The 20,454-nt window shown below is 70.7% G+C and carries 22 protein-coding genes and 1 tRNA gene; 8 read left to right on the top strand and 15 right to left on the bottom strand.

Going from position 1 to position 20,454, the window contains the following annotated elements; all coding sequences use genetic code 11:
- Positions 1-81 precede the first annotated feature (81 nt).
- The gene (locus tag ACP7BP_RS14765) at positions 82-1,371 is read left to right on the top strand and encodes a hypothetical protein (RefSeq protein WP_426245608.1); all 1,290 of its coding nucleotides are present in this window, start codon (positions 82-84) and stop codon (positions 1,369-1,371) included.
- Between the two features lie 120 nt (positions 1,372-1,491).
- A complete protein-coding gene (locus tag ACP7BP_RS14770; protein WP_426245610.1) occupies positions 1,492-1,857 on the top strand; it encodes a hypothetical protein in 366 nt (121 codons plus the stop codon).
- 21 nt (positions 1,858-1,878) lie between these two features.
- Here the strand turns inward: ACP7BP_RS14770 and ACP7BP_RS14775 are convergent, their stop codons facing one another.
- Positions 1,879-2,550 carry a hypothetical protein gene (locus tag ACP7BP_RS14775; RefSeq protein ID WP_426245611.1) on the bottom strand — a complete coding sequence of 224 codons (672 nt, stop codon included), beginning with the start codon at positions 2,548-2,550 and terminating at the stop codon, positions 1,879-1,881.
- A 249-nt stretch (positions 2,551-2,799) separates the two neighbouring features.
- Here ACP7BP_RS14775 and ACP7BP_RS14780 point away from each other — a divergent pair, with 249 nt between their 5' ends.
- Complete coding sequence (locus ACP7BP_RS14780) at positions 2,800-3,597, top strand: crotonase/enoyl-CoA hydratase family protein (RefSeq protein ID WP_426245613.1); 798 nt, start codon at positions 2,800-2,802, stop codon at positions 3,595-3,597.
- 3 nt (positions 3,598-3,600) lie between these two features.
- On the opposite strand, the gene ACP7BP_RS14785 is transcribed toward ACP7BP_RS14780, so the two are convergent.
- The 3 genes from ACP7BP_RS14785 to ACP7BP_RS14795 are packed head-to-tail and all read right to left on the bottom strand — an operon-like array spanning position 3,601 to position 5,958.
- A complete protein-coding gene (locus ACP7BP_RS14785) occupies positions 3,601-4,530 on the bottom strand; it encodes an oxidoreductase (RefSeq protein ID WP_426245615.1) in 930 nt (309 codons plus the stop codon).
- On the bottom strand, positions 4,527-5,339 hold the full coding sequence (locus tag ACP7BP_RS14790; protein ID WP_426245616.1) for a maleylpyruvate isomerase family mycothiol-dependent enzyme: 813 nt from the start codon (positions 5,337-5,339) through the stop codon (positions 4,527-4,529). The genes ACP7BP_RS14785 and ACP7BP_RS14790 overlap by 4 nt, the downstream gene beginning before the upstream one ends.
- Before the next feature lie 13 nt (positions 5,340-5,352).
- Positions 5,353-5,958 carry a LysE/ArgO family amino acid transporter gene (locus ACP7BP_RS14795; protein WP_426245617.1) on the bottom strand — a complete coding sequence of 202 codons (606 nt, stop codon included), beginning with the start codon at positions 5,956-5,958 and terminating at the stop codon, positions 5,353-5,355.
- Positions 5,959-6,027: 69 nt separating this feature from the next.
- Between ACP7BP_RS14795 and ACP7BP_RS14800 the strand changes: the two genes are divergently transcribed.
- Complete coding sequence (locus tag ACP7BP_RS14800) at positions 6,028-6,894, top strand: ArgP/LysG family DNA-binding transcriptional regulator (RefSeq protein WP_426245619.1); 867 nt, start codon at positions 6,028-6,030, stop codon at positions 6,892-6,894.
- 59 nt (positions 6,895-6,953) lie between these two features.
- Here ACP7BP_RS14800 and ACP7BP_RS14805 read toward each other — a convergent pair whose 3' ends face one another.
- The gene (locus ACP7BP_RS14805; protein ID WP_426245620.1) at positions 6,954-7,172 is read right to left on the bottom strand and encodes a DUF6458 family protein; all 219 of its coding nucleotides are present in this window, start codon (positions 7,170-7,172) and stop codon (positions 6,954-6,956) included.
- Positions 7,173-7,329: 157 nt separating this feature from the next.
- Here ACP7BP_RS14805 and ACP7BP_RS14810 point away from each other — a divergent pair, with 157 nt between their 5' ends.
- On the top strand, positions 7,330-7,839 hold the full coding sequence (locus tag ACP7BP_RS14810; protein ID WP_426245622.1) for a hypothetical protein: 510 nt from the start codon (positions 7,330-7,332) through the stop codon (positions 7,837-7,839).
- Positions 7,840-7,915: 76 nt separating this feature from the next.
- On the opposite strand, the gene ACP7BP_RS14815 is transcribed toward ACP7BP_RS14810, so the two are convergent.
- Positions 7,916-9,805: an acyl-CoA dehydrogenase gene (locus ACP7BP_RS14815; protein WP_426245623.1), complete on the bottom strand. Its 1,890-nt coding sequence runs from the start codon at positions 9,803-9,805 to the stop codon at positions 7,916-7,918.
- A 213-nt stretch (positions 9,806-10,018) separates the two neighbouring features.
- Between ACP7BP_RS14815 and ACP7BP_RS14820 the strand changes: the two genes are divergently transcribed.
- Positions 10,019-10,477 (top strand): RrF2 family transcriptional regulator, encoded by a 459-nt coding sequence (locus ACP7BP_RS14820; protein WP_426245625.1) that lies wholly within the window; start codon positions 10,019-10,021, stop codon positions 10,475-10,477.
- 114 nt (positions 10,478-10,591) lie between these two features.
- Here the strand turns inward: ACP7BP_RS14820 and ACP7BP_RS14825 are convergent, their stop codons facing one another.
- The 5 genes from ACP7BP_RS14825 to ACP7BP_RS14845 all read right to left on the bottom strand — a co-directional run bounded on the left by ACP7BP_RS14825 (position 10,592) and on the right by ACP7BP_RS14845 (position 13,828).
- Positions 10,592-11,143 carry a hypothetical protein gene (locus ACP7BP_RS14825; protein WP_426245627.1) on the bottom strand — a complete coding sequence of 184 codons (552 nt, stop codon included), beginning with the start codon at positions 11,141-11,143 and terminating at the stop codon, positions 10,592-10,594.
- Positions 11,144-11,214: 71 nt separating this feature from the next.
- Positions 11,215-12,003 carry a phosphotransferase family protein gene (locus ACP7BP_RS14830; protein WP_426245629.1) on the bottom strand — a complete coding sequence of 263 codons (789 nt, stop codon included), beginning with the start codon at positions 12,001-12,003 and terminating at the stop codon, positions 11,215-11,217.
- Positions 12,004-12,056: 53 nt separating this feature from the next.
- A complete protein-coding gene (locus ACP7BP_RS14835) occupies positions 12,057-12,689 on the bottom strand; it encodes a DUF2461 domain-containing protein (protein WP_426245630.1) in 633 nt (210 codons plus the stop codon).
- A gap of 254 nt (positions 12,690-12,943) precedes the next feature.
- Positions 12,944-13,019: transfer RNA gene (locus ACP7BP_RS14840), tRNA-Gly, on the bottom strand.
- Between the two features lie 41 nt (positions 13,020-13,060).
- Positions 13,061-13,828: an SGNH/GDSL hydrolase family protein gene (locus ACP7BP_RS14845; protein WP_426245632.1), complete on the bottom strand. Its 768-nt coding sequence runs from the start codon at positions 13,826-13,828 to the stop codon at positions 13,061-13,063.
- Positions 13,829-13,878: 50 nt separating this feature from the next.
- Between ACP7BP_RS14845 and dcd the strand changes: the two genes are divergently transcribed.
- Entirely contained in the window at positions 13,879-14,454 is a 576-nt protein-coding gene (dcd, locus tag ACP7BP_RS14850; RefSeq protein WP_426245634.1) for a dCTP deaminase, read from the top strand.
- A 31-nt stretch (positions 14,455-14,485) separates the two neighbouring features.
- On the opposite strand, the gene ACP7BP_RS14855 is transcribed toward dcd, so the two are convergent.
- The 3 genes from ACP7BP_RS14855 to ACP7BP_RS14865 all read right to left on the bottom strand — a co-directional run bounded on the left by ACP7BP_RS14855 (position 14,486) and on the right by ACP7BP_RS14865 (position 16,126).
- Positions 14,486-14,641 carry a hypothetical protein gene (locus ACP7BP_RS14855; protein ID WP_426245636.1) on the bottom strand — a complete coding sequence of 52 codons (156 nt, stop codon included), beginning with the start codon at positions 14,639-14,641 and terminating at the stop codon, positions 14,486-14,488.
- 29 nt (positions 14,642-14,670) lie between these two features.
- On the bottom strand, positions 14,671-15,498 hold the full coding sequence (locus ACP7BP_RS14860) for a DUF4097 family beta strand repeat-containing protein (protein ID WP_426245637.1): 828 nt from the start codon (positions 15,496-15,498) through the stop codon (positions 14,671-14,673).
- Positions 15,499-15,586: 88 nt separating this feature from the next.
- A complete protein-coding gene (locus tag ACP7BP_RS14865; RefSeq protein WP_426245638.1) occupies positions 15,587-16,126 on the bottom strand; it encodes a toxin-antitoxin system HicB family antitoxin in 540 nt (179 codons plus the stop codon).
- A 135-nt stretch (positions 16,127-16,261) separates the two neighbouring features.
- Here ACP7BP_RS14865 and ACP7BP_RS14870 point away from each other — a divergent pair, with 135 nt between their 5' ends.
- Positions 16,262-16,993, top strand: a complete 732-nt coding sequence (locus ACP7BP_RS14870; RefSeq protein ID WP_426245640.1) for a class I SAM-dependent DNA methyltransferase — start codon at positions 16,262-16,264, stop codon at positions 16,991-16,993.
- A 20-nt stretch (positions 16,994-17,013) separates the two neighbouring features.
- Here ACP7BP_RS14870 and ACP7BP_RS14875 read toward each other — a convergent pair whose 3' ends face one another.
- A complete protein-coding gene (locus ACP7BP_RS14875) occupies positions 17,014-20,364 on the bottom strand; it encodes a heterodisulfide reductase-related iron-sulfur binding cluster (RefSeq protein WP_426245642.1) in 3,351 nt (1,116 codons plus the stop codon).
- Between the last annotated feature and the right edge of the window lie 90 nt (positions 20,365-20,454).

A 20,454-nucleotide genomic window follows, 5' to 3' on the forward strand; every position in this document is an offset into this window, starting at 1 on the left:
CTCGTCCAGGCGTCCGTAGCGTCTGTGGCACCGCTGCCACATTCGAGTGAGCGAGCAGCACCACGGCCCAGAAAGGCCCTCATGACCTCCCCCCTTCACAGCTTCGCCCGCCGCGGCACGGTGATCGTCGCGTCCCTCGCGACCGCCGCGCTCGCGCTGTCGGTGGCTCCGCCCGCCATGGCTGCCCCGACCGGCAGCATCTCCGGCACCATGACCGACGTCGACCTCGAGCCGACGGACGGCCAGGTGCTCGTGTTCCTCGATGGCGCATACGAGTCCTCGGTCGCCAACACGTTCGCCGTCGACGGCGAGTACCTCCTCGAGGACCTCGACCCCGGCACCTACGTCGTCCTCTTCAACGACGAGGACAACACCGGCTTCCAGGAGTACTGGGACGACGCCGACAGCACCGAGACCGCCGAGCGGGTGGAGATCACCGCGGAAGACCCCGTGGTCACGGGCATCGACGCCGTGATGGACGGCGAGCAAGTGCAGGACTATCTCAACAACGAGGTCGAGCCCACGATCACCGGCACTGCCCAGGTCGGCTCGACGCTGACGGTCAACCCCGGCACGTGGACCCCGAGCGACGCCGACATCACGTACAGCTACCAGTGGAGCAACGACCGAGGGGACATCCCCGGTGCCACCGGCCAGACGTACACGCTGACCGCCGCCGATGACGGTGAGTGGATGCAGGTCGCGGTCACCGCGTCCGCGCCGGGCTTCGACGACATGACCGGATACGGCCATCTGGACGAGATCGTCACCACACTCGTAGTCAACGCCGTAACCGACCCCACCATCTCCGGCACGCCGCAGGTCGGCTCCACTCTCACCGCCAACCCCGGTACGTGGGACCAGCCCGGCGCCACCTTCACCTACGAGTGGGAAACGTACAAGGAGGGTCAGCAGCACACCGACTTCCTCGCCAGCGGCCAGACCTACGTTCCGACGGCGGCCATCGTCGGCCAGCTTGTCTGGGTGACGGTTGTCGCCAGCGCACCCGGCGTCGGGGATGGCTATGCGAGCAGCGACAGCGTGGGGCGCGTGACGGCTGCTCCGGTGGTTGTCCCGCCGGCCGTTGCCACCCCCCTGACTGATGTCGACAACTCGCACAAGCCCAAGGTGAAGGGTGCGACCAAGGTCGGCTCCACCCTCAAGGCGAAGGTGTCCGCGTGGGTCCCCGCCGGCGCCAAGGTGACGTACAAGTGGCTCGCCAACGGCAAGCCGATCAAGAAGGCCCACAAGGCCAAGCTCAAGCTGATCGGCAAGCTCAAGGGCAAGAAGGTCTCCGTCAAGGTCACCGCGACCTCGGCCGGCAGCCTGCCCGTCACGGTCGTCACCAAGGTCGGCAAGATCAAGGGCTGACCTGCCTCGGACTCATCAACGAAGCGCCGCCCCTTCGGGGGCGGCGTTTTGCGTGTGGCCGTTCTGCCATTCGGGTCGGGACGTTGATCCCGATATCGCTCGCCCACCTCGTCCGAAGGGGTGGCGCCGACCCCTCCGGTCGTCGTACCGCCGGTGGTCAGCCCGCCGGTGGTGCCGCCGGTCGTCGCCCCGCCGGTCGTCACGCTCCCGCTCACAGGCGTCGACAACGCGCACAGGCCGAAGGTGAGGGGCAAGACCACGGTCGGTGCGACGCTGAAGGTGAATGCGGCGTCGTGGATCCCGCGGGGTGCCAAGGTCACGTACGGGTGGCGCGCGAACGGCAAGCCGATCAAGAAGGCCACCAAGAGCAAGCTCAAGCTGACGAAGAACGTCAAGGGCAAGAAGATCAGCGTCCGGGTCGTGGCCACCTCCGCCGGGCACCTGCCCGTCGCCGTGGTCATCAGCGCGGGCAGGGTCAAGGGCTGACCCGACCAGCTCGAGACGCGGTCACTCCTCGCTCGAAGTCCCCGCGGGTGCCTGCTGGCGCTGCTCGTGCTGCTGGCGGCGCCGCTTGATCTCGCCCTGGGCCACGGCCCAGGCGACGACGATCGGTACGACGTACTTCGCGTGATCGCGCACCCAGCGCACCCAGCCCGGAAGCTCCCAGTCCGGCAGGCTGACCTCCGGCCAGGGGATCGACGGCAGGTCCGGCCATGGGACGTCGGGCAGGTGCGGCCACGGGATCGAAGGCAGGCTGGGCCAGGGGATCAGGCCCAGCAGCGGGATCAGCACCGCGGCGGCCACCAGTGGCACGACGACCACGGCGACGCCGCCCAGTGTGGCGACCAGCGCGTGGCGGCGGGGATGGTCGAGGATCGACTGCTCCCACTTCGCCGCGCGCGAGCCCTCCTCGGGCACCAGGTCGGTCCCGCCGAGCCCGACTGTGGCTGCCGCCTTGTCGTCGTACAGGGTGGCGCGCCGGGGTGACCCCAGGGCGGAGTACCGGACGTGGAGGGCCTGCCCACCCTCGCGGCTGACCGTCAGCTTGTCCTCCATCGACCGCTTCTCCAGAGCCAACTCGTCGTCGACGTACCAGCGCAGCCTGCGGTTGACGTCGCCCGTCACCTCTACGCGGTGGCGCACGCCGCCATCGGTGAGGTCCCACGTCTGGCGCTTCATGGCTCGACGCTAGGGCCGCCACGGACCCGGGCACATCCAGCGAAGGTCGACCGGTCCGCGACTTTGGTAGGCGACGGCGTTGACTGCGGGCTTGCTGCAGGGTGCTGCCTCGGGCTGGGTCGTGATACCCGGGTAGCCGGGTATCACGTCGCCTCACGGGGGTTGCAACCCCCGTGAAGCGACGGAAAGCCCCGGGAAGCTTCCCCGCAGCGACTCCAAGTTACCGGCGAGTTACCTAGGATGGACGCCATGCCTCTCGTGACCTGCCACGTCGCCGACGGAGTCGCCGACGTGCGCCTCGACCGTCCCGACAAGCTCAACGCGCTGACCCTGGAGACCCTCCGCGCCCTGGTGTCGACGGCCCGGACCCTGCTCCGCGACCCGCACCTCCGCGCGGTGGTGCTCTCCGGGGAGGGCGACTCGTTCTGCGCCGGCCTCGACTTCGGCACCGTCATGAAGGATCCGAAGGGCGTCGCGGCGGCGTTCGTGCCGCGACCGTGGCGGGGCACCAACACGTTCCAGGAGGCGTGCTGGGCCTGGCGCCGGCTGCCGGTGCCGGTGGTCGCTGCGGTGCACGGCCACTGCTTGGGCGGCGGGCTGCAGATCGCGCTCGCCGCGGACTTCCGCTTCGCCACCCCCGACTCGACGTGGTCGGTGCTCGAGGGCAAGTGGGGGATCATCCCCGACATGACGGGCGTGCGGAGCCTGCGCGAGCTCGTCGGCATCGACACCGCCAAGAGGCTGACCATGACGGCTGAGAGGTTCAGTGGCGTCGAGGCGCACGAGCTCGGCCTGGTCACCGGCGTCTCCGACGACCCGTACGCCGCGGCGTACGACCTCGTCACCCGGCTGCGCACTCGATCGCCCGACCAGCTCGCCGCCACCAAGCGGCTGTTCCAGGACACCTGGCACACCAGCGCACGGCGCACGTTCCGCCGCGAGCGCATCGAGCAGCTGCTGCTGCTGCTGGCGAGCCGCAACACCAAGGTCGCCCGCGAGGCGGCGTACCGGAAGGTCGCCCCGCAGTTCGGCCCTCGACAGAGGTGACGCTCAGGGCCAGCGCAGCCCGACGGCCTGCTCGCTGATCTCCCACAGCCGTTGCTGCTGCACCGGGTCGCGGGCCAGCGAGCTGCACCCGACGAGCGTCGGGCGGCCGCGGGTCTCGCGGAAGCCACCCGGCCCGCAGTACGTCGACCCCGGGAGGTCCGCGGTCGCGGCCATCAGCGTCGGCCAGGCGCCGGTCGCTGCCGATTGGGAGACGGCCCTCATCCCGGCGTCCAGGATCGTCGCGACCCCGCCGCGCGACCGGCCGACCTGGCCGTTGGCGACCAGGTGGGTGCCCGCCAGGCCCGGGTGCGCCGCCATCGCGCGCACCGGCATCCCCGCGGCAGCCAGCCGCCGGTCAGACTCGAACGTGAAGAGCAGGTTGGCCAGCTTCGACGCGGCGTACGCCGGCCAGCGACGGTAGCGGGCGATCTGGATGCGCGGGTCCTCGACCGGCGCCGACCTGGCCGCCCGGTGCATCAGCGACGAGACGGTCACGATCCGCGCATCGCCGGACGCTGCGAGCTGCGGCAGCAGGAGGCCGGTCAGCAGGAACGGCCCGAGGTGGTTGGTCGCCAGCTGTGACTCGAAGCCGTCCGGGGTTCGGCGATAGGGCGGCGCCATCACCCCGGCGTTGTTGACCAGCACGTCGATGGCCCCGATGGCCGCCGCACGGCCGGCAGCCGAGCGCACCGAGCCGAGGTCGGCCAGGTCGACGACGAGGTGGTCGAGCCGGGCGTCGGGCACCTCGCCGCGGATCGTCTGCGACGTCTCGTCGAGCCTGTCCCGGTTGCGCCCCGCGAGCACCACCCGGGCGCCGCGCCGGGCCAGCTCGAGGGCGGTGTGGTGGCCGAGACCGCCCCGCGTCGTACCCGTCACGAGCACGGTGCGCCCGACCTGGTCGGCGATCTGCGCCGGCGACCAGGAACCGCTCACGGCGTCACCGCCATCAGGTCGAGCACCCGCTGTCCCAGGCCGGTGTCCCCGCTGAGGGTGACGCGCCCCGGCGCGGGTGTACGACGACCGCCGGCGAGGAGGATGAACGACTCGCGGTCCGTGCTGATCGTGACGTCCGGGCTGGTGGGGACCTCGGTCAGCAGCTCGCCGCGGCCCTTGGCGTTGACGGTGACCGCGGTCGTCGGCTGGCCCGCCACCTCGAGGACGACCGTGGTGCCCGGGGCGGCGCCGACGCGCTTGGCGACGACGAAGCCGAGGCTCTCGGCCAGGTAGACCGACGTGTGCTCGGCCGGCGCGGTGTGGAGGTTGCCGGGCCGGTCGACGGCGCGGCGGACGTCCTGCTCGTGCATCCAGATGTCGAGCACCCGGTTGCGCAGGAGCGTCCCCCAGCTCCAGTCGAGGGCACCGAAGAGGATGTCGGGCCTGGCGGCGGCGTCCCGCGGCGGGTCGGCCAGCAGCGCGACGTGCCGCGCGGTCGTCGACTCGCGGATCTCGTCGAGGATGTCCTCCGGAGCTGCCTGGGCGCGGGCGACCACCCCTTGCTCGGTGTAGGCGGCGATGAGGCTCGCGTGCGCGCGCTCCCCGATGTCGACCGTTTCCTCCGGGGCGCCGGCCAGGACCGCCTCGAGGTGCGCGGTGTGGGCGGCGATGCAACGGACGTCCCACCCGGGCAGGTCGGTCTCGCGACCCCAATCGTCGGCGGCGAGCCCCTCGAGCAGGTCGGTGAAGTCGTTGACGGCCTGCCACCACACGTCGACGTACCCGCGCAGCCTCTCCTCGTCGGTCATGGCCGAAGCCTATTCACGCACCCCGAGCGAGCGTGACGGCGATGGCCAGCATGGTGAGCCCGATCAGCACGTCCAGCACCTGCCAGGCACGTGGGCGGGCGAACAGCCGCGACGCCGCGCGGGCGCCGTACCCGAGGCCGGTGAACCACGCAGCGCTCGCGACGCACGCACCGAGGGCGAACCACCAGCGGCCTGTGGGCCCGTGGTGCGCGGCGATGGAGCCGAGCAGCAGCACGGTGTCGAGGTAGACGTGCGGGTTGAGCAGGGTCAGTGCCAGCGTGCGGACGGCGGTCCGGGGCCGGGACGCCGTCACCGCCGTCGCGGCCCGGAGGGCGCCGGCCCTGCGGGCCCGCAGGAGCGCGCTCACGCCGTACCACGTCAGGAACGCAACGCCGACCCAGCGCACCACCGTCACGGCCCAGCCCGCGTGCTCGATGATCGCCCCGATGCCGGCGACCCCGGCGGCGATGAGGGCGATGTCGGCGACCGCGCAGATGGCGACCACGAGACCAACGTGCTCGCGGGCGAGGCCCTGTCGGAGCACGAACGCGTTCTGGGCCCCGATCGCGACGATCAGCGTGAGCCCGGTGATCAGGCCGGCGGTCGTCGAGGTGAGCACCCGACGAACCTAGAGGCTCAAAATCGTGTAGACCAACGAGGGTTTCTACTGCTTCATTAGCGTGACTTCATGCGCCCGCAACCGCACCACCTGGAGGCCCTCGTCGCGGTGATCGAGCTCGGCACCTTCGAGGCGGCCGCCGCGAGCCTCCACGTCACTCCGAGTGCGGTGAGCCAGCGCATCCGGGCGCTCGAGTCGGAGGTGGGGCAGGTGCTCGTGCGCCGCGGCACGCCGTGCACCGCCACCCCGGTGGCCGAGCCCCTGCTGCGGCTGGCGCGGCAGACCAGGCTCCTGCAGGACGAGGCGGCCTCGGCTCTCGGGGCCGTCACCGGCACCACGCTCGCCGTCGCGGTCAGCGCCGACTCGCTGGCCACCTGGTTCCGCGACGTCCTCGACACCGTCGCGACCTGGAACGGAGTGGCGCTGCGTCTACACGTCGAGGACCAGGCGTGGTCGGCCGACCTCCTGCGCCGCGGTGAGGCGCTCGCCGTCGTCACCTCGGATCCCACGCCGGTGCAGGGCTGCTCCGTGACCCGGCTCGGCACGCTTCGCTACGTCGCCGCTGCCAGGCCGTCGCTCGTCGAGCGGCACCGCCGGGGTGGGCGCATCGACTGGGCCGCGCTGCCGATGGTCGACTTCAACGAGAAGGACAGCCTGCAGCTCGCCGCCCTGCGCCGGCGCGGACGGTCGCTTCCCGCGGTGGTGCACCGGGTGCCCACGTCGGCCGACTTCCTGGAGGCGGTACGGCGAGGCCTGGGCTGGGGGATGCTGCCCGAGCCCCAGCTCGCCGAGGTCCGCGAGGACGTCGTACCCCTGTCGTCCCTGGGCCGGATTGACGTGCACCTGCACTGGCAGCGGTGGCGCCTGGAGTCCGTCCTGCTCGACCGGCTGACCGACGCGGTGCGCGCGGCCGCGGCGTCCGCACTGCGGCCCTGAACGCACGGCACCGGCAGCCGGGGGCGTGCCCGGGTGCCGGTGGCGGGTGTGCGGGTCGGCTACAGGCCGTCGGTACGACGCTCCTCGACGTGCGTGGTGCGGGTGCGCTGCTGGTTCATGACGAGGGCGAGGACGATGGCGAGCGCGCCGACGACGACGAGGATCCAGCCGAGGGTGTTGCCGGCGACGACGTCGTCGATGCTGGCCGGCAGGTCGACGGCGCCGGTCACGAGGATGAGGCCGAGGACGAGAAGGATGATGCCGAGACCGATACCCATGATGACTCCCGCGGGGTGATGGGTTGATGTTGCTCGAACCCGGCCACCATACGTCTCGTGACACGCAGACCGGGGCACGCGGCTCGCCAGGTGAAAGATGCCTTCGTGGCAGGCTAGGACTCACGACGACTGGATCCGACGCAGGGGGACGCACATCATGATTCGACTGGCCACCACCGCGATGGCGACTCTCGCCCTGCTCGCGCTCGCTGCTCCAGCAGGAGCCGACACCGGTTCCATCGTCGACAGCGACGAGGCGCTGCGGCCCAACACCGACATCAAGAAGGTCAAGATCAACAACGGTGAGACGAGCGTCGGGCTGCGGGTGAAGTTCTACGAGCTGGACCCCGAGAAGCGCGCCCGCGTGCGGGTCCTCATCGACCCGGCGCCGAAGGACACCACCCAGTACATCGTGGAGTCCGTCAAGCGCCCCGGCCAGGACGGCGAGACCTGGCTGCTGCTCGCTGTCGGCATGGAGTTCGACGGCACGCCGATCGAGTGCGACGGCATCGAGGGCGCCTGGGACTACGACCGGGCCCTGGTCACGATGCAGGTGCCGCAGTCCTGCCTGCCGGAGAACGGCGTCATGCACAAGTACAAGGCCACCACGATCTACGGCGACCGCTCCGGCGACTGGACCGAGTTCGCCCGGGTGCGCAAGGGCTGAGCGCGCCGGCACCCGACGTACGACGAAGGGCCGCTCCCACCGGGAACGGCCCTTGTGTCGGTGTGCGTGCGTCGGGTCAGAACGCTGCCTCGTCGAGATCCATCAGCGAGAGGTCGGTGCCCTCGGCGATGGCCCGCTCTGCGGTGAGCCGCGGCAGGTTGGTCTGCGCGAAGAACTGCGCGGCCGCGACCTTGCCCTCGTAGAACGCTTGGTCCTTGGGGCTCACGTCGCCGGCCAGCTTGGCGAGCGCGACCTCGGCCTGGCGCAGCAGCAGCCACGCGCAGACGACGTCGCCGAGCACCATCAGCAGGCGGGTGGTGTTGAGGCCCACCTTGTAGATGTTGCGCAGGTCCCCTCCCTCGGCCGATGCGTCGGCCGACATCAGGTCCTCGATCATGTGGCCGACGATGGCGTTGGCGTCCTCGAGCGCGGTGGCGAGCAGACCGCGCTCGACCTTGAGGCGGGCGTCCGAGTCGGCAGAGCCCGCCTCGGAGGCGATGAAGGCCTCGATCTCCGTCGCCAGGTGGCCCAGCGCGCGGCCCTGGTCCTTGACGATCTTGCGGAAGAAGAAGTCCTGGCCCTGGATCGCGGTCGTGCCCTCGTAGAGGGTGTCGATCTTGGCGTCCCGGACGTACTGCTCGAGGGGGTACTCCTGGAGGAAGCCCGACCCGCCGAACGTCTGCAGCGACTCGGTGCCCAGCAGCACCCACGAGCGCTCCGAGCCGTAGCCCTTCACGATGGGGAGCAGCAGGTCGTTGACGGCGGCGGCGAGGTCGTCCTGCTCGCCGGCGTGCTCGGCCACCATGACCCGGTCCTGCCAGGTCGCGGTGTACAGCACCAGCGCGCGCATCGCCTCCGCGAAGGACTTCTGCGTCATCAGCGAGCGGCGTACGTCGGGGTGGTGGGTGATCGTCACGCGTGGCGCCGTCTTGTCGGCGGCCCGGGTCAGGTCGGCGCCTTGGACGCGCGTCTTGGCGTAGTCGAGGGCGTTGAGGTACCCGGTCGAGAGAGTGGCGATGGCCTTGGTGCCGACCATCATCCGGGCGTTCTCGATGACCTGGAACATCTGCGCGATGCCCTCGTGGACCTCGCCGAGCAGCCAGCCCTTCGCGGGCTCGCCGCCACCGACCGAGGTGTCGCCGAAGGTGAGCTCGCAGGTGTTGGACACCTTGATGCCCATCTTGTGCTCGACGTTGGTGACGTAGACGCCGTTGCGCTCGCCGGTCAGCTCGCCGGTCTCGTGATCGAAGTGGTGCTTCGGCACGAGGAAGAGGCTCAGGCCCTTGGTGCCCGGCCCGCCCACGCCCTCGACACCTTCGGGACGCGCCAGCACCATGTGCAGGACGTTGTCGGCGACGTCGGCCTCCGCCGAGGTGATGAAGCGCTTGACGCCGGTGATGTTCCACGAGCCGTCGTGGTTGGCCGTGGCCTTGGTGCGGCCGGCGCCCACGTCGGAGCCCGCGTCGGGCTCGGTGAGCACCATCGAGGTGAGCCACCGGTGGTCGACGACGTGCTGGGCGATCAGCTTGTCGCGCTCGTTGCCGTTGCGGTGGATGACGGCGGCGAAGGCCGGACCGGCGCCGTACATCCAGATCGGCGCGTTGGCACCGAGCACCAGCTCGCCGATCGCCCAGTTGAGGCTGGAGGGGGCGGGGGTGCCGCCGAGTTCGACGGGCAGCGCGAGACGCCAGTACTCCGCGTCCATCCAGGCCTGGTAGCTCTTCTTGAACGACTCCGGCAGGGGAGCGGTGTTGGTCCTGGGGTCGAAGACCGGCGGGTTGCGGTCGCTGTCGACGTACGACGAGGCGAGGTCCTCACGCGCGAGCCGGTCGACCTCCGCCAGGATCTCGCGGGCCGTCTCACCGTCGACCTCCGCGAAGGGACCCTGGCCCAGGACGTCGTCCCGGCCGAGCACCTCGAAGAGGTTGAACTCGATGTCGCGCAGGTTGCTCTTGTAGTGGCTCACTGATCCACCCATCTGTCTCGGGTCACGTCCTTCGGCACTGGCGCAGCGGCTGGGCTACTGACCGGTAACAATTCTGCCCTGCGATCCTCTGCCACGCAAACACGGGGGCACTCATGTGACGCAGCAGACCTGCGCCGCCGGCGTGCGACCGCCTCCTCCGCGGCACCCCGTCCAAGTCACATGGCTAACTCGACTTTCTGACAAACTGGCCGCATGCGAGTCTCCGCGAAGTCCGACTACGCCTTGCGCGCCCTCATCGAGATGGCCGGTCGCACGGACGGGCTGCCGGTCAGCGCCGAGGAGCTCGGGCGGCGGCAGGACATCCCGCACGGCTTCCTGCAGGCGATCCTCGCCGACCTGCGGCGGGCCGGCGTCGTGGTCTCCCAGCGCGGGCAGTCCGGCGGCTGGCGGCTGGCCCGCCCCGCCTCCGAGGTCTCCGTGGCCGACGTCATCCGCGCCGTCGACGGGCCGCTCGTCTCGGTCTACGGCCTGCGTCCCGAGGCCGTCGAGTACAACGAGTCGGCCGAGGTGCTCCAGCACGTCTGGATCGCCGCCCGCCGCTCCCTGCGCGACGTCTTCGAGAACGTCTCCATCCAGCAGCTCTCCGACGCGAAGCTGCCCACGGCCGTCACCTCGCGCACCGCCGACGAGGACGCCTGGCAGCCGCACTGATCGACGTCGTCCGCGTCTCCACGGGGGCCTTGGAGTCACCGGATATCCGGTGACTCCCGGGGTTCGTGGCCCTTGCAATGGGCACGAACCCCACGACTCGCCCACGAACGTCGGCTACGCGCCGATCGGGGAGCGTACGTCGACGAGCGGCAGCGAGCCGAAGTCGGCCGCGGCGGCGTACTCCCGCCAGGCGTGCCGCCAGTCACCCGGCGCGAGGGCGACGAGCGTGACCTTGCCCTTGGCGAGCCGCGAGCGCCAGTGCGCCAGGGCGCGCTCGCGTGCCTCGGCCGCCTCCGGGCCGGCCGCGGCGGGGATGGTGGCCACCAGGTGGACGCGGAGCCCGGCGAGGCCGTCGAGGACCAGGTCGATCTGGTCGGGCGTGCACGTGCCGAACCCAGGCACGCTCACGAGCGGCGTCCTGCGCCCCTTGTGCGCTCGCCGGCAGATCTCGGCCCAGGCGCCCTCGACCTGCTTTCGCCTGAGGCCGTGCTCCTTGTGGTCACGACGCATCTCGAGCGTCGCCAGCCAGGGCTCGCCGGCATCCTTCACCGGCACCTTGAATCCGCGCTCATGAAGCTCATGGCGGTGCGCCACGAGCGACTCGGTGATCTTGTCGCCGGCCAGGCCGGTGAAGTCGACGTGCAGGTGGACCGTTCGTCGTGCCATGGGTCCACGGTGACGCGGCAACGCGGCGGGTGGGTGAATGCGGCGCGAAGACAGCGCGACAGGACGGTGGCTCAGCCGAGCTGTACGGCGAGGTGCTCCTCGAGCCGCACTCGCTCGGCCGGGTCGGTGATGAAGCCCTGCCCACCGGGAGGCGGGAGGAAGCCGACGACATCCATGACGTCCCAGTAGGGCTCGGGCTCGCGGCCCGACAACGCGACGTACGCCGCGGCGAACCGGTCGGCCGTGGCCGTGCCGTGCCGGAGGGCCAGGTTGGTTCGGCAGTGCGCGACGTCGAGCCAGGCCGGGCCACGCGAGGTCTCGACCCAGTCGACGACACCACTGATCTCGACGCCGGTCCACAGCACGTTGCGCAGGTGGAAGTCGCGGTGGATGAACGTCGGCTCGAAGTCCGGCGGCTCCTTCGACAGCACCGCGAAGGCCGCCGACCACACCTCGGGCATGGTTGCCCAGTCGGGCACGACCCACTTCGCCGGCCAGGCCCAGGTCTGGTAGTCGCGTGCCCACCCGGGCAGCTGGGTCGCGTGGATGTCGACCAGCAGCGCCGCGAGCCTGCCCAGCGCTCCGTCGTCGACCTGGTCGATGTCGACGTTGCCCGGAAGCATGCTCATCAGGTGGGCGGGATGGCCGGCATGCTCGCCGGACGGGTCAAGCGCGAGCGATGCCGGCGCCGGCACGGGGGATCCCGCCAGCAGCTGCTGGACCTGGCGCTCCCGGGTCGTGAGCGCGGCTCCGTGGGTGCGCCACGGTTCGTTGGTCATCAGGCGCAGCACGCTGAGACCTCCCGACGAGTCGTCGAGGCGCAGCATGGTGGAGGTCCAGCCGCCCAGCAGCGGCGTCATCCGTGTCACCGGGTGTCCGAGCTGCGACTCGGCCCAGGCTCGGCCGCGCTCGCTCACCTGTCGGTGCGCGAGGCGACCCACTCGACGAGCGGTCGCAGCGCCCGCCAGTCGTTCCGGACCCGATCGACGAGACCCGGCCCGATGGCATCCTCGCCGAAGCCGTAGGGCCGGCCGACGAACAGCTGCTTGCGGCGCAGCAGGTCGATGCGCGGATGCGCCACGTCGTACCCCCGGGGTGCGGTCTTGAGCTGCTCGCCGCCGATCTCCCACCCGTCCTTGTCGTACTTCCGGACGAGTCGGACGAGTCGGGCGCCCTCCTTCTCGTCGGCGATCGCCTCGCGGATCGCCGACAGCCGCGGCCCGCTCGCCTCGTAGAAGCCGCCGCCGACCCGGATCCCGCGCGGAGACAGCTCGACGTAGTAGCCGGTGGACGGCCCGACGCCGACGAAGGCGCCCTGGTGGGTCTTGTACGGCGTCTTGTCCTTGGCGAAGCGCACGTCGCGGTAGGGCCGGAACACCTTCGCCTCCCCGAACTCGCCGGACAGCTCGGCGCACAGGGCCTTCATCGGCGCGGCCACCGCCTCGGCGTACACCGCCTTGTGGGCTTCCCAGAAGGACTTGGTGTTGTCGACCTCGAGGTCGTCGTAGAAGTCGAGGGCGGCGGTCGGGAAGCCGGTGAACGTCACGCGGCCGACCCTACGACGTCCGGGCGAGTCACCCCGCGACGGCGGTGTCGCGCTCGGCGCGACTTCGAACCGTGGAGCGGATGACGAGACTCGAACTCGCGACATCGACGGTGGGCTCAGTGTCGCGCTCGGCGCGACTTCGAACCGTGGAGCGTATCGATCGTGGAGCGGATGACGAGACTCGAACTCGCGACATCGACGGTGGGCTCAGTGTCGCGCTCGGCGCGACTTCGAACCGTGGAGCGTATCGATCGTGGAGCGGATGACGAGACTCGAACTCGCGACATCGACCTTGGGAAGGTCGCGCTCTACCAACTGAGCTACATCCGCATGCCGACCGGAGTCGACGGGGCAGAGCGTACCAACGTCCCTCAGGACGGCGCGATGGGCTCCAGCGTCGGTCGCTTCGGCAGTACGCCGTCGCCCGACGAGCGCCCGGTCACCCGGCGGTGGACCCACGGCCCCAGGAACTCGCGTGTCCACTGGACGTCGGCGGCCAGCTGCGCGCGCCGCGCCAGCACCGGCAGCAGCCGGGTGGGCAGCGGCTCCAGGGCGTGCTCGACGCCCAGCGCGTCCAGCACCGCGATCGCCATGTGCTGGTGGCCGGCGGCGTTGAGGTGCATGCGGTCGGTGTCCATGATCTGCGCGAGGTTGAAGCCCCGCATGCGCCACATGTCGACCAGCGTGGCTCCGTGAGTGTCCGCGATCTCCCGGACCCACTCGTTGAAGATCGCCATCCGGCCGCGCACGGGCGCGTAGATGCCCGAGCCGCCGGGGTCGAAGATGGTGAACATCGCCACCCGCGCGCCGGTCGCGGTCAGCCGCGTCACCGCGTCGTCGTACGCCGTGGCGAGGGCGTCGAGGTCGACCTTGGGCCGGAGTACGTCGTTGCCGCCGGCATGGATCGTGACCAGGTCGGGACCCAGGGCGATGGCCGGCTCGAGCTGCTCGGCGATCACCGGGCGCAGCTTGCGCCCGCGGATGGCGAGGTTGGCGTAGCCGAAGTCGTCGGAGTGCGTGGCGAGCACCTCGGCGACGCGGTCGGCCCAGCCGCGCAGCCCGTTGGGGCGCGACGGGTCGGGGTCGCCGACGCCCTCGGTGAAGGAGTCCCCGATCGCGACGTAGCGGTGGTAGGGCATGCGCTCATTCTGGCCGCAGGCACCGGGACGCCACCGAGTAGGGTGCCGTCGTGCTCCTCAGTGACCGCGACATCCTGGCCGAGATCGAGGGCGGCCGGGTCGCCATGGACCCGTGGGACCCCGCGATGCTCCAGCCGTCCAGCATCGACGTGCGGCTCGACCGGTTCTTCCGGGTGTTCGAGAACCACAAGTACCCGCACATCGACCCGGCCGCCGACCAGGAGGACCTCACGCGGGAGGTCGAGCCCGAGGGCGACGACCCGTTCATCCTGCACCCCGGCGAGTTCGTGCTCGGGTCGACGTACGAGGCGGTCACCCTGCCCGACGACATCGCGGCCAGGGTCGAGGGCAAGTCGTCGCTGGGGCGACTCGGGCTGCTGACCCACGCCACCGCGGGCTTCGTCGACCCGGGCTTCTCGGGGCACGTGACGCTCGAACTGGCCAACGTCGCGACGCTGCCGATCAAGCTCTACCCCGGCATGAAGATCGGGCAGTTCTGCTTCTTCCGGCTGACCTCGCCGAGCGAGCATCCCTACGGCTCGGAGAAGTACGGCTCGCGCTACCAGGGCCAGCGCGGGCCCACGCCGTCCCGCTCGTTCAAGAACTTCCACCGGACCACCATCTGACCCGTGCCGGTCCCGGCGTACGGAGCGACGATCAGTTGTCGAGGCGGTCGGCGACCCGGCGCAGGCTGCGGGCGATCGATGTCCGGCGCCGGGGCCGTGGGTCCCGGATCAGGGCCGGCGTCGCGGCGATCCGCTCGCGGATCTGGTTGCGGGCGATGCGCTCGACTTCGAGTGCGCTCTCGTGCATGACGGACTCCTTCTCTCGGTGGGTTGTGGTCAGACCTGCCGCAGCACGACGTTGCCGCTGGCGGTCTTGGCGCGGACCTCGATGTGGTCCTGGCCCTCGGCGGGCTCACCGGTGCCTTGGAGGTTCGAGTCGATCCGGCCGCTGAGGGTGTTGATGTCGGTCCAGACCGGCGTGCCTGAGGGGATGCCGAGGCGTACGTCGCCCGAGGCGCCCTTGACGGTGAACTTGCCACGCCGGGCGGTCCTGACCACGAGGTCGCCGCTGCCGGTGGAGAGTGCGACGTCGTGGCCGGCCTCGGCGACGGTGACGTCGCCCGAACCGGTCTTGACGGCGACCGCGGCGGCCGTGGTGCCCAGGCTGACGTCGCCCGAGCCGGTGGAGATGGTGGTGCTGGCTCCGGTGTGGTCGATCTGGATGTCGCCCGATCCGCTCTTGATGCGCAGCTCGGCCGAGGCAGCGCCGATGCGGACGTCGCCCGAGCCGGTCTCGATGACACCGGTCCCGGTGAGGTCCTCGACCCGGATGTCACCCGATCCCGTCCTGAAGTGACAGGAGTCGAGCTCGCCGTGGCAGGTGATGTCGGCGCTGCCGGTCTTGACGGTCGCCCGGCTCTGGTGGGGCACGGTGATCGCGATGTCGAGGTGGTGCTCCGAGCCGCCGAGGAAGCCCAACCGCCCCTTGGGGCCGACCACGTGGACGGCCCGTCCCTCCTGCCGGACGGCTACCTCGTCGGCGAGGTCGCCCTCGACGATCACCGTGGTCTCCCGGGTGTCGGCGGTGCGGATCGTGACGTTGCCCTTGCCGATCTCGACGTACAGGTCGACGGGTGTCTCGGTGGTGAACGTGTGGTCGGTCATCGGGTCTCCTTGAGGGCGTGCTCGGTAGACGTGACCAGCCTGGGTGCTGGCCCGCGCGGGGGTTTGATGAAGGTTGCTGGCCGGGGAGTCAGACCCAGCCGGTCATGCGACGGCTGTTCTTGCCGTGGCTGCTGAAGGGGTCGTTGCCTCCGAAGAACGGGATGCTCGACAGGTCGACGTCGACCCTGATGGCCTGGTCGTTGGTCGCGGCTCGCACCAGACCCACCAGCCAGGTGTTGAGGCTGTGGCCGGCCTGGACCGCCTTCTCCTCGGCGCGGGCCTTGACCGACTCGGGGATGCGCAGCGTCACTCGGGCCAGGCCGCCCTCCTCGGACTCGTCGGGCAGCGGTGGCGGGGGCGGCGGCGGCACCGGGCCGGGGGAGGGCGGCGCGGTCTGGACGACGAAGTCGAGCTCGCGGCCGTTGAGCCGCACGTCGACGCTGCCGGAGGGCAGCTCGGTGGTGATCTCGGCGGCGGCCTGGCTGATGGCCTCCATGAGAGCGAGGCGGGTGGCCGGGTCGAGTGCGAAGGCCAGCCGCTCGGCGGCGTTCCTGAGTTCGTCGCCGCCGGACTCCGCGGCGGCCATCAGGTCGCGGCGGAGGCTGTCGACGTACGGCGTGATGTCCATGCGCATCACGATGACATCACCATGACGTCATGTCAAGGAATCATGACGTCATTTGGTGCCAGGTGGCGTCACGGAGAGAACTGGCCCCGCGATATCCGGTTGCCGACGGCCAGGCGATGCGCGAGCGTGCTCGCCATGGATGGATTCGACCCCGCCACCAGCTTCGCCGGCGAGACCGCCCAGCGCTACGACGACGAGCTGCGGGGGGACGAGACCGAGACCGTCGAGTTCCTGGCGCGCCTCGCGGGGTCGCGCCCGGCGCTGGAGCTGGCGATCGGCACCGGCCGGGTCGCCGTACCCCTGGCCGAGCGCGGGGTCGAGGTGCACGGCATCGAGATCTCCGAGGACATGGTGGCGCAGCTGCGCGCCAAGCCGCACGGGCGCGACCTGCCGGTGACCCTCGGCGACATGTCGCGAGCGGATGCGCCCGGCAGCGACTATGCGCTCGTCTACCTCGTCTTCAACACGATCCACAACCTGCTGACGCAGGACGACCAGGTGCGGTGCTACGAGAACGCCGCCCGGCACCTCGCGCCCGACGGCGCCTTCGTCGTCGAGACCGGCGTGCCCGAGGCCTGGCTGAAGGGGCGCCGGCAGTTCGTCGACGCGGAGTACGTCGCCGCCGGCGAGGTCGTCCTCGACGTCACGAGCTACGACCCGGTGAGCCAGGTGGCCGACGAGAACCACGTGCACCTCAGCGCCGCGGGCGTGCGGATGGGTCCGATCTCGCACCGTCTGGCATACCCGAGCGAGCACGACCTGATGGCGCGCATCGCCGGCCTGCGCCTCGTCGACCGGTGGGGCGGGTGGCTGGGCGAGCCGTTCACCGCCGACAGCGAGCGCCACATCAGCGTCTACCGCTTCTGAGTCGCCCTCGGCGGAGCGTGTCAGAGGTCGAAGAGGGAGCCCGACTCGTTGATCTCCACGTCGGTGCGGGGTGCGTGTGCCGGGCCGGTGGCCGGAGCCGGCTGCGCAGGCGTCGGCTCTTCCTCGCCGGTCGGGTCCGGCTCGTCGGCCCCGGGCTCGTGCTGAGGCTCGGGCTCGGGCTCCTCCTCGTCCCCGGTCTCGGGCTCGGTCTCGGACTCGTCATCCGCATCGTCCTCGTCCTCGAAGCCGAAGGTGGCGGCGCGGGTCAGCGCAGCGCCACCCGACAGCGAGTCGTCGTGCTGCGCATCGGGCTCCGTCTCTTCCTCGTCGCGCTCCGGCGGCACCTCCTCCGTCGCCTCGGGCTGCGTCGACGGGGTAGCCGGCTCCGGGGCACCGATGTCGAACAGCGAGCCGCCCTCGGGGATGGACGTCGCAGTCGTGGCCGCCGGCGTCGTCTCGACGCTCGGCTCCTCCTCGATCGCCTCCGGCTCGGGGTCCGCCTCCGGCTCGGGAGCTGACGCAGCGGGCTCGGGGGCGGTGATGTCGAACAGGGACCCGCCCTCGGGGATCGCCGTCGCCGGCTCGGCGGCGGCCTCCGGAGCGGCCTGGGGCTCCTCGACCTTCGCCTCGGGTTCCCCCGTGGGCTGCGCCTTCACGACGGGCTCGGGCGCCGCGATGTCGAAGAGAGATCCGCTCGAGGAGACGGGCTCCGGTGCCGGGGTGGGTTCGCCCTTGGCCTCGGGCTGCGTCTGCGGGGCGGGAGTCGGCTCCGCTGCCTCTGCTGGTGCGTCGTCAGCCGCGATGTCGAAGAGCGACCCACCTGATGCGGCGGCGGGGGCTGCCTTCGGCTGCTCCACCTTCTCGGCCTCGGGCTCGGACTTCGTCGTGTCCTCGGCCGGGGCGTCGCCGGCGTCCCCCACGTCGAAGAGCGATCCGCCGGTCGCGGCTTCGGGTTCCGCCTTCTTCTCCTGGGTCGGGGCGGCAGGCGAGTCGCCGCCCACGTCGAACAGCGACGAGCCGCCGCTCGCCTTGGCCGCCGGGCCGACGTCGGCCGTCTGGGTGACCGTCTCCGCGGTCTGGGTGACGTCGCCCGGCTCTGGCTCGGCCTTCGTCTCCTCGTCCTGCGCGACGGTGGCGGCGCCCGCGGCTGCGGACGGCGTGCCGGCGGACGACCTGGACCTGGTGGCCGGCTCGCCCTTGACCGAGGCCAGCAGCATCTGCGCCACGTCGAGGACCTCGACCTCCTCGCGGGCGTTGCCGGCGGCCTGCTCGGCGGTCAGCCCGTCGGAGAGCATCACCCGGCAGAAGGGGCAGCCGACCGCGATCTGGTCGGCCCCGGTGCCGACGGCCTCCTGGGTGCGGTTGACGTTGATCCGCTCGCCGATGTTCTCCTCCATCCACATGCGGGCGCCGCCGGCGCCGCAGCAGAAGGACTTCTCCGAGTGCCGCTCCATCTCGGCGTACTCCGCACCGGGCAGCACCTGCAGGAGGTCGCGCGGCGGGCTGTAGACCCGGTTGTGCCGGCCCAGGAAGCACGGGTCGTGGTAGGTGATCTTGCGCTTCGAGGCGCCGGCGCCGTCCTTGATCGGGGTGAGCCTGCCCTCGCGCACCAGCCGGTTGAGCAGCTGGGTGTGGTGCACGACCTCGAGCTCGACGCCGAAGTCCTTGTACTCGTTCTTCAGGGTGTTGAAGCAGTGGGCACAGGTCGACACGACCTTCTTGACCTTGTACTCCTTGAACGTCTCGGCGTTCTGCGTGGCCAGGCCCTGGAAGACGAACTCGTTGCCGGCGCGCCGCGCGGGGTCACCCGTGCAGGTCTCGCCGTTGCCGAGTACGCCGAAGCTCACCCCGGCCAGGTCGAGGAGCTCGGCCACGGCGCGGGTCGTCTTCTTCGCCCGGTCCTCGTAGGCCCCGGCGCAGCCCACCCAGAAGAGCCAGTCGACCTCGTCGAGCGACTCGATCGAGTCGCCCACGACCTTGACCTCGAACGAAAGGTCCTTGGCCCAGTCCAGCCGGGCCGAGGATGACATGTTCCAGGGGTTGCCCTTGTTCTCGAGGCCCTTGAAGAGCTGGTTGAGCTCGGCCGGGAAGTTCGCCTCGACGAGCACCTGATGGCGCCGCATATCCATGATGTGGTCGACGTGCTCGATGTCGACGGGGCACTGCTGCACGCACGCACCACACGACGTGCAGGACCAGAGCACGTCTGGGTCGATGACGGCCGAGCCGTCGTCGGGCATGTAGAACCAGCCGTCGCCCGTGTCGCCGACCAGCGGCCGCTCGACCTCGCGGGTCAGGGTGTCGTTGCCCTCGAGCAGGGCCGCCCTCGCCTCGTCCGATCCGGCCTGGAGGTACGGCGCCTTGGCGTAGGCGTGGTCGCGCATCGCCGTGATCAGCAGCTTGGGTGACAGGGGCTTCTCGGTGTTCCAGGCCGGGCACTGGCTCTGGCAGCGACCGCACTCGGTGCAGGTCGTGAAGTCGAGGATGCCCTTCCAGGAGAAGTCCTCGACCTTGCCGACGCCGAGTGCCGCGTCCTCGTCCATCTCCTCGATGTCGTCGAGGGTGACCGGCACGCCGGCCGAGGTGAGCGGCTTCATGGCGCCCAGCGCCGTACGGCCGTCGGGCTCGCGCTTGTAGTAGATGTTGAACCAGGCGGTGAAGCGGTGCCAGGCGATGCCCATGGTGAGGTTGCGGGCGATCACCATCAGCCAGACCATGGCCAGCGCGATCTTGAAGGTCGCGATGGCGTAGATGAGGTTCTCGAGCGAGCTGGCCGAGACAGGGTAGAGAGCGTCACCGAGCCACGACGCGATCGGGTAGTGCGACCGGCCGACCTCCTCGTCGAGCTTCCACTCCGCCGCGCGGACGAACAGGATCGCCGACCCCTCGAGGAGGGCCAGCGCCTCGACGAAGTACGCCTGCCACATGGTGGAGCCGAAGAAGCGGCTCTTGCGCCCGTCGCTGCGCGGGTGGTGCCGCTGGCGGTAGACGATCAGGTAAACGATGCCGACCGTGCTCAGCAGGCCGATGATCTCGCTGAACCACTCGAACGGGTACCAGTGGCCGACGACCGGCCAGGCGAAGTCCGGCTTGAAGAGCTGGAAGTACGCCGCGAGCACCGCGGTGCTGAGGAAGATGAACGCCGCGAAGACGAACCAGTGCATGATGCCGACGACGGTCCACTGGAGCATCCGCGTGTGGAGCACGGTCTCCTTGAGCATCGTGGCGAAGCGGCCGGCCGGGTTGGCGCTGCGCCCCGGCGCCGGCTGGCCGGTGCGGATGACGCCGAGCATCGTGCGCACGGCCGGCACGAGCAGCGCGACAGCAGCCACGGTCAGGGCCAGCGAGACGACGATCGCGATGATCTGCATGAAGGGACTGCTCCTCGTTCAGGCGGTCTGACGCCCGGTGGCGCGCGTCACGCGGAGCCTATTGCGGCGTACGGCGTGGCGGCAGGACCG

The organism is Nocardioides sp. LHG3406-4, assembly GCF_049897745.1.
In the GTDB taxonomy this organism is placed as follows: Bacteria; Actinomycetota; Actinomycetes; order Propionibacteriales; family Nocardioidaceae; genus Nocardioides.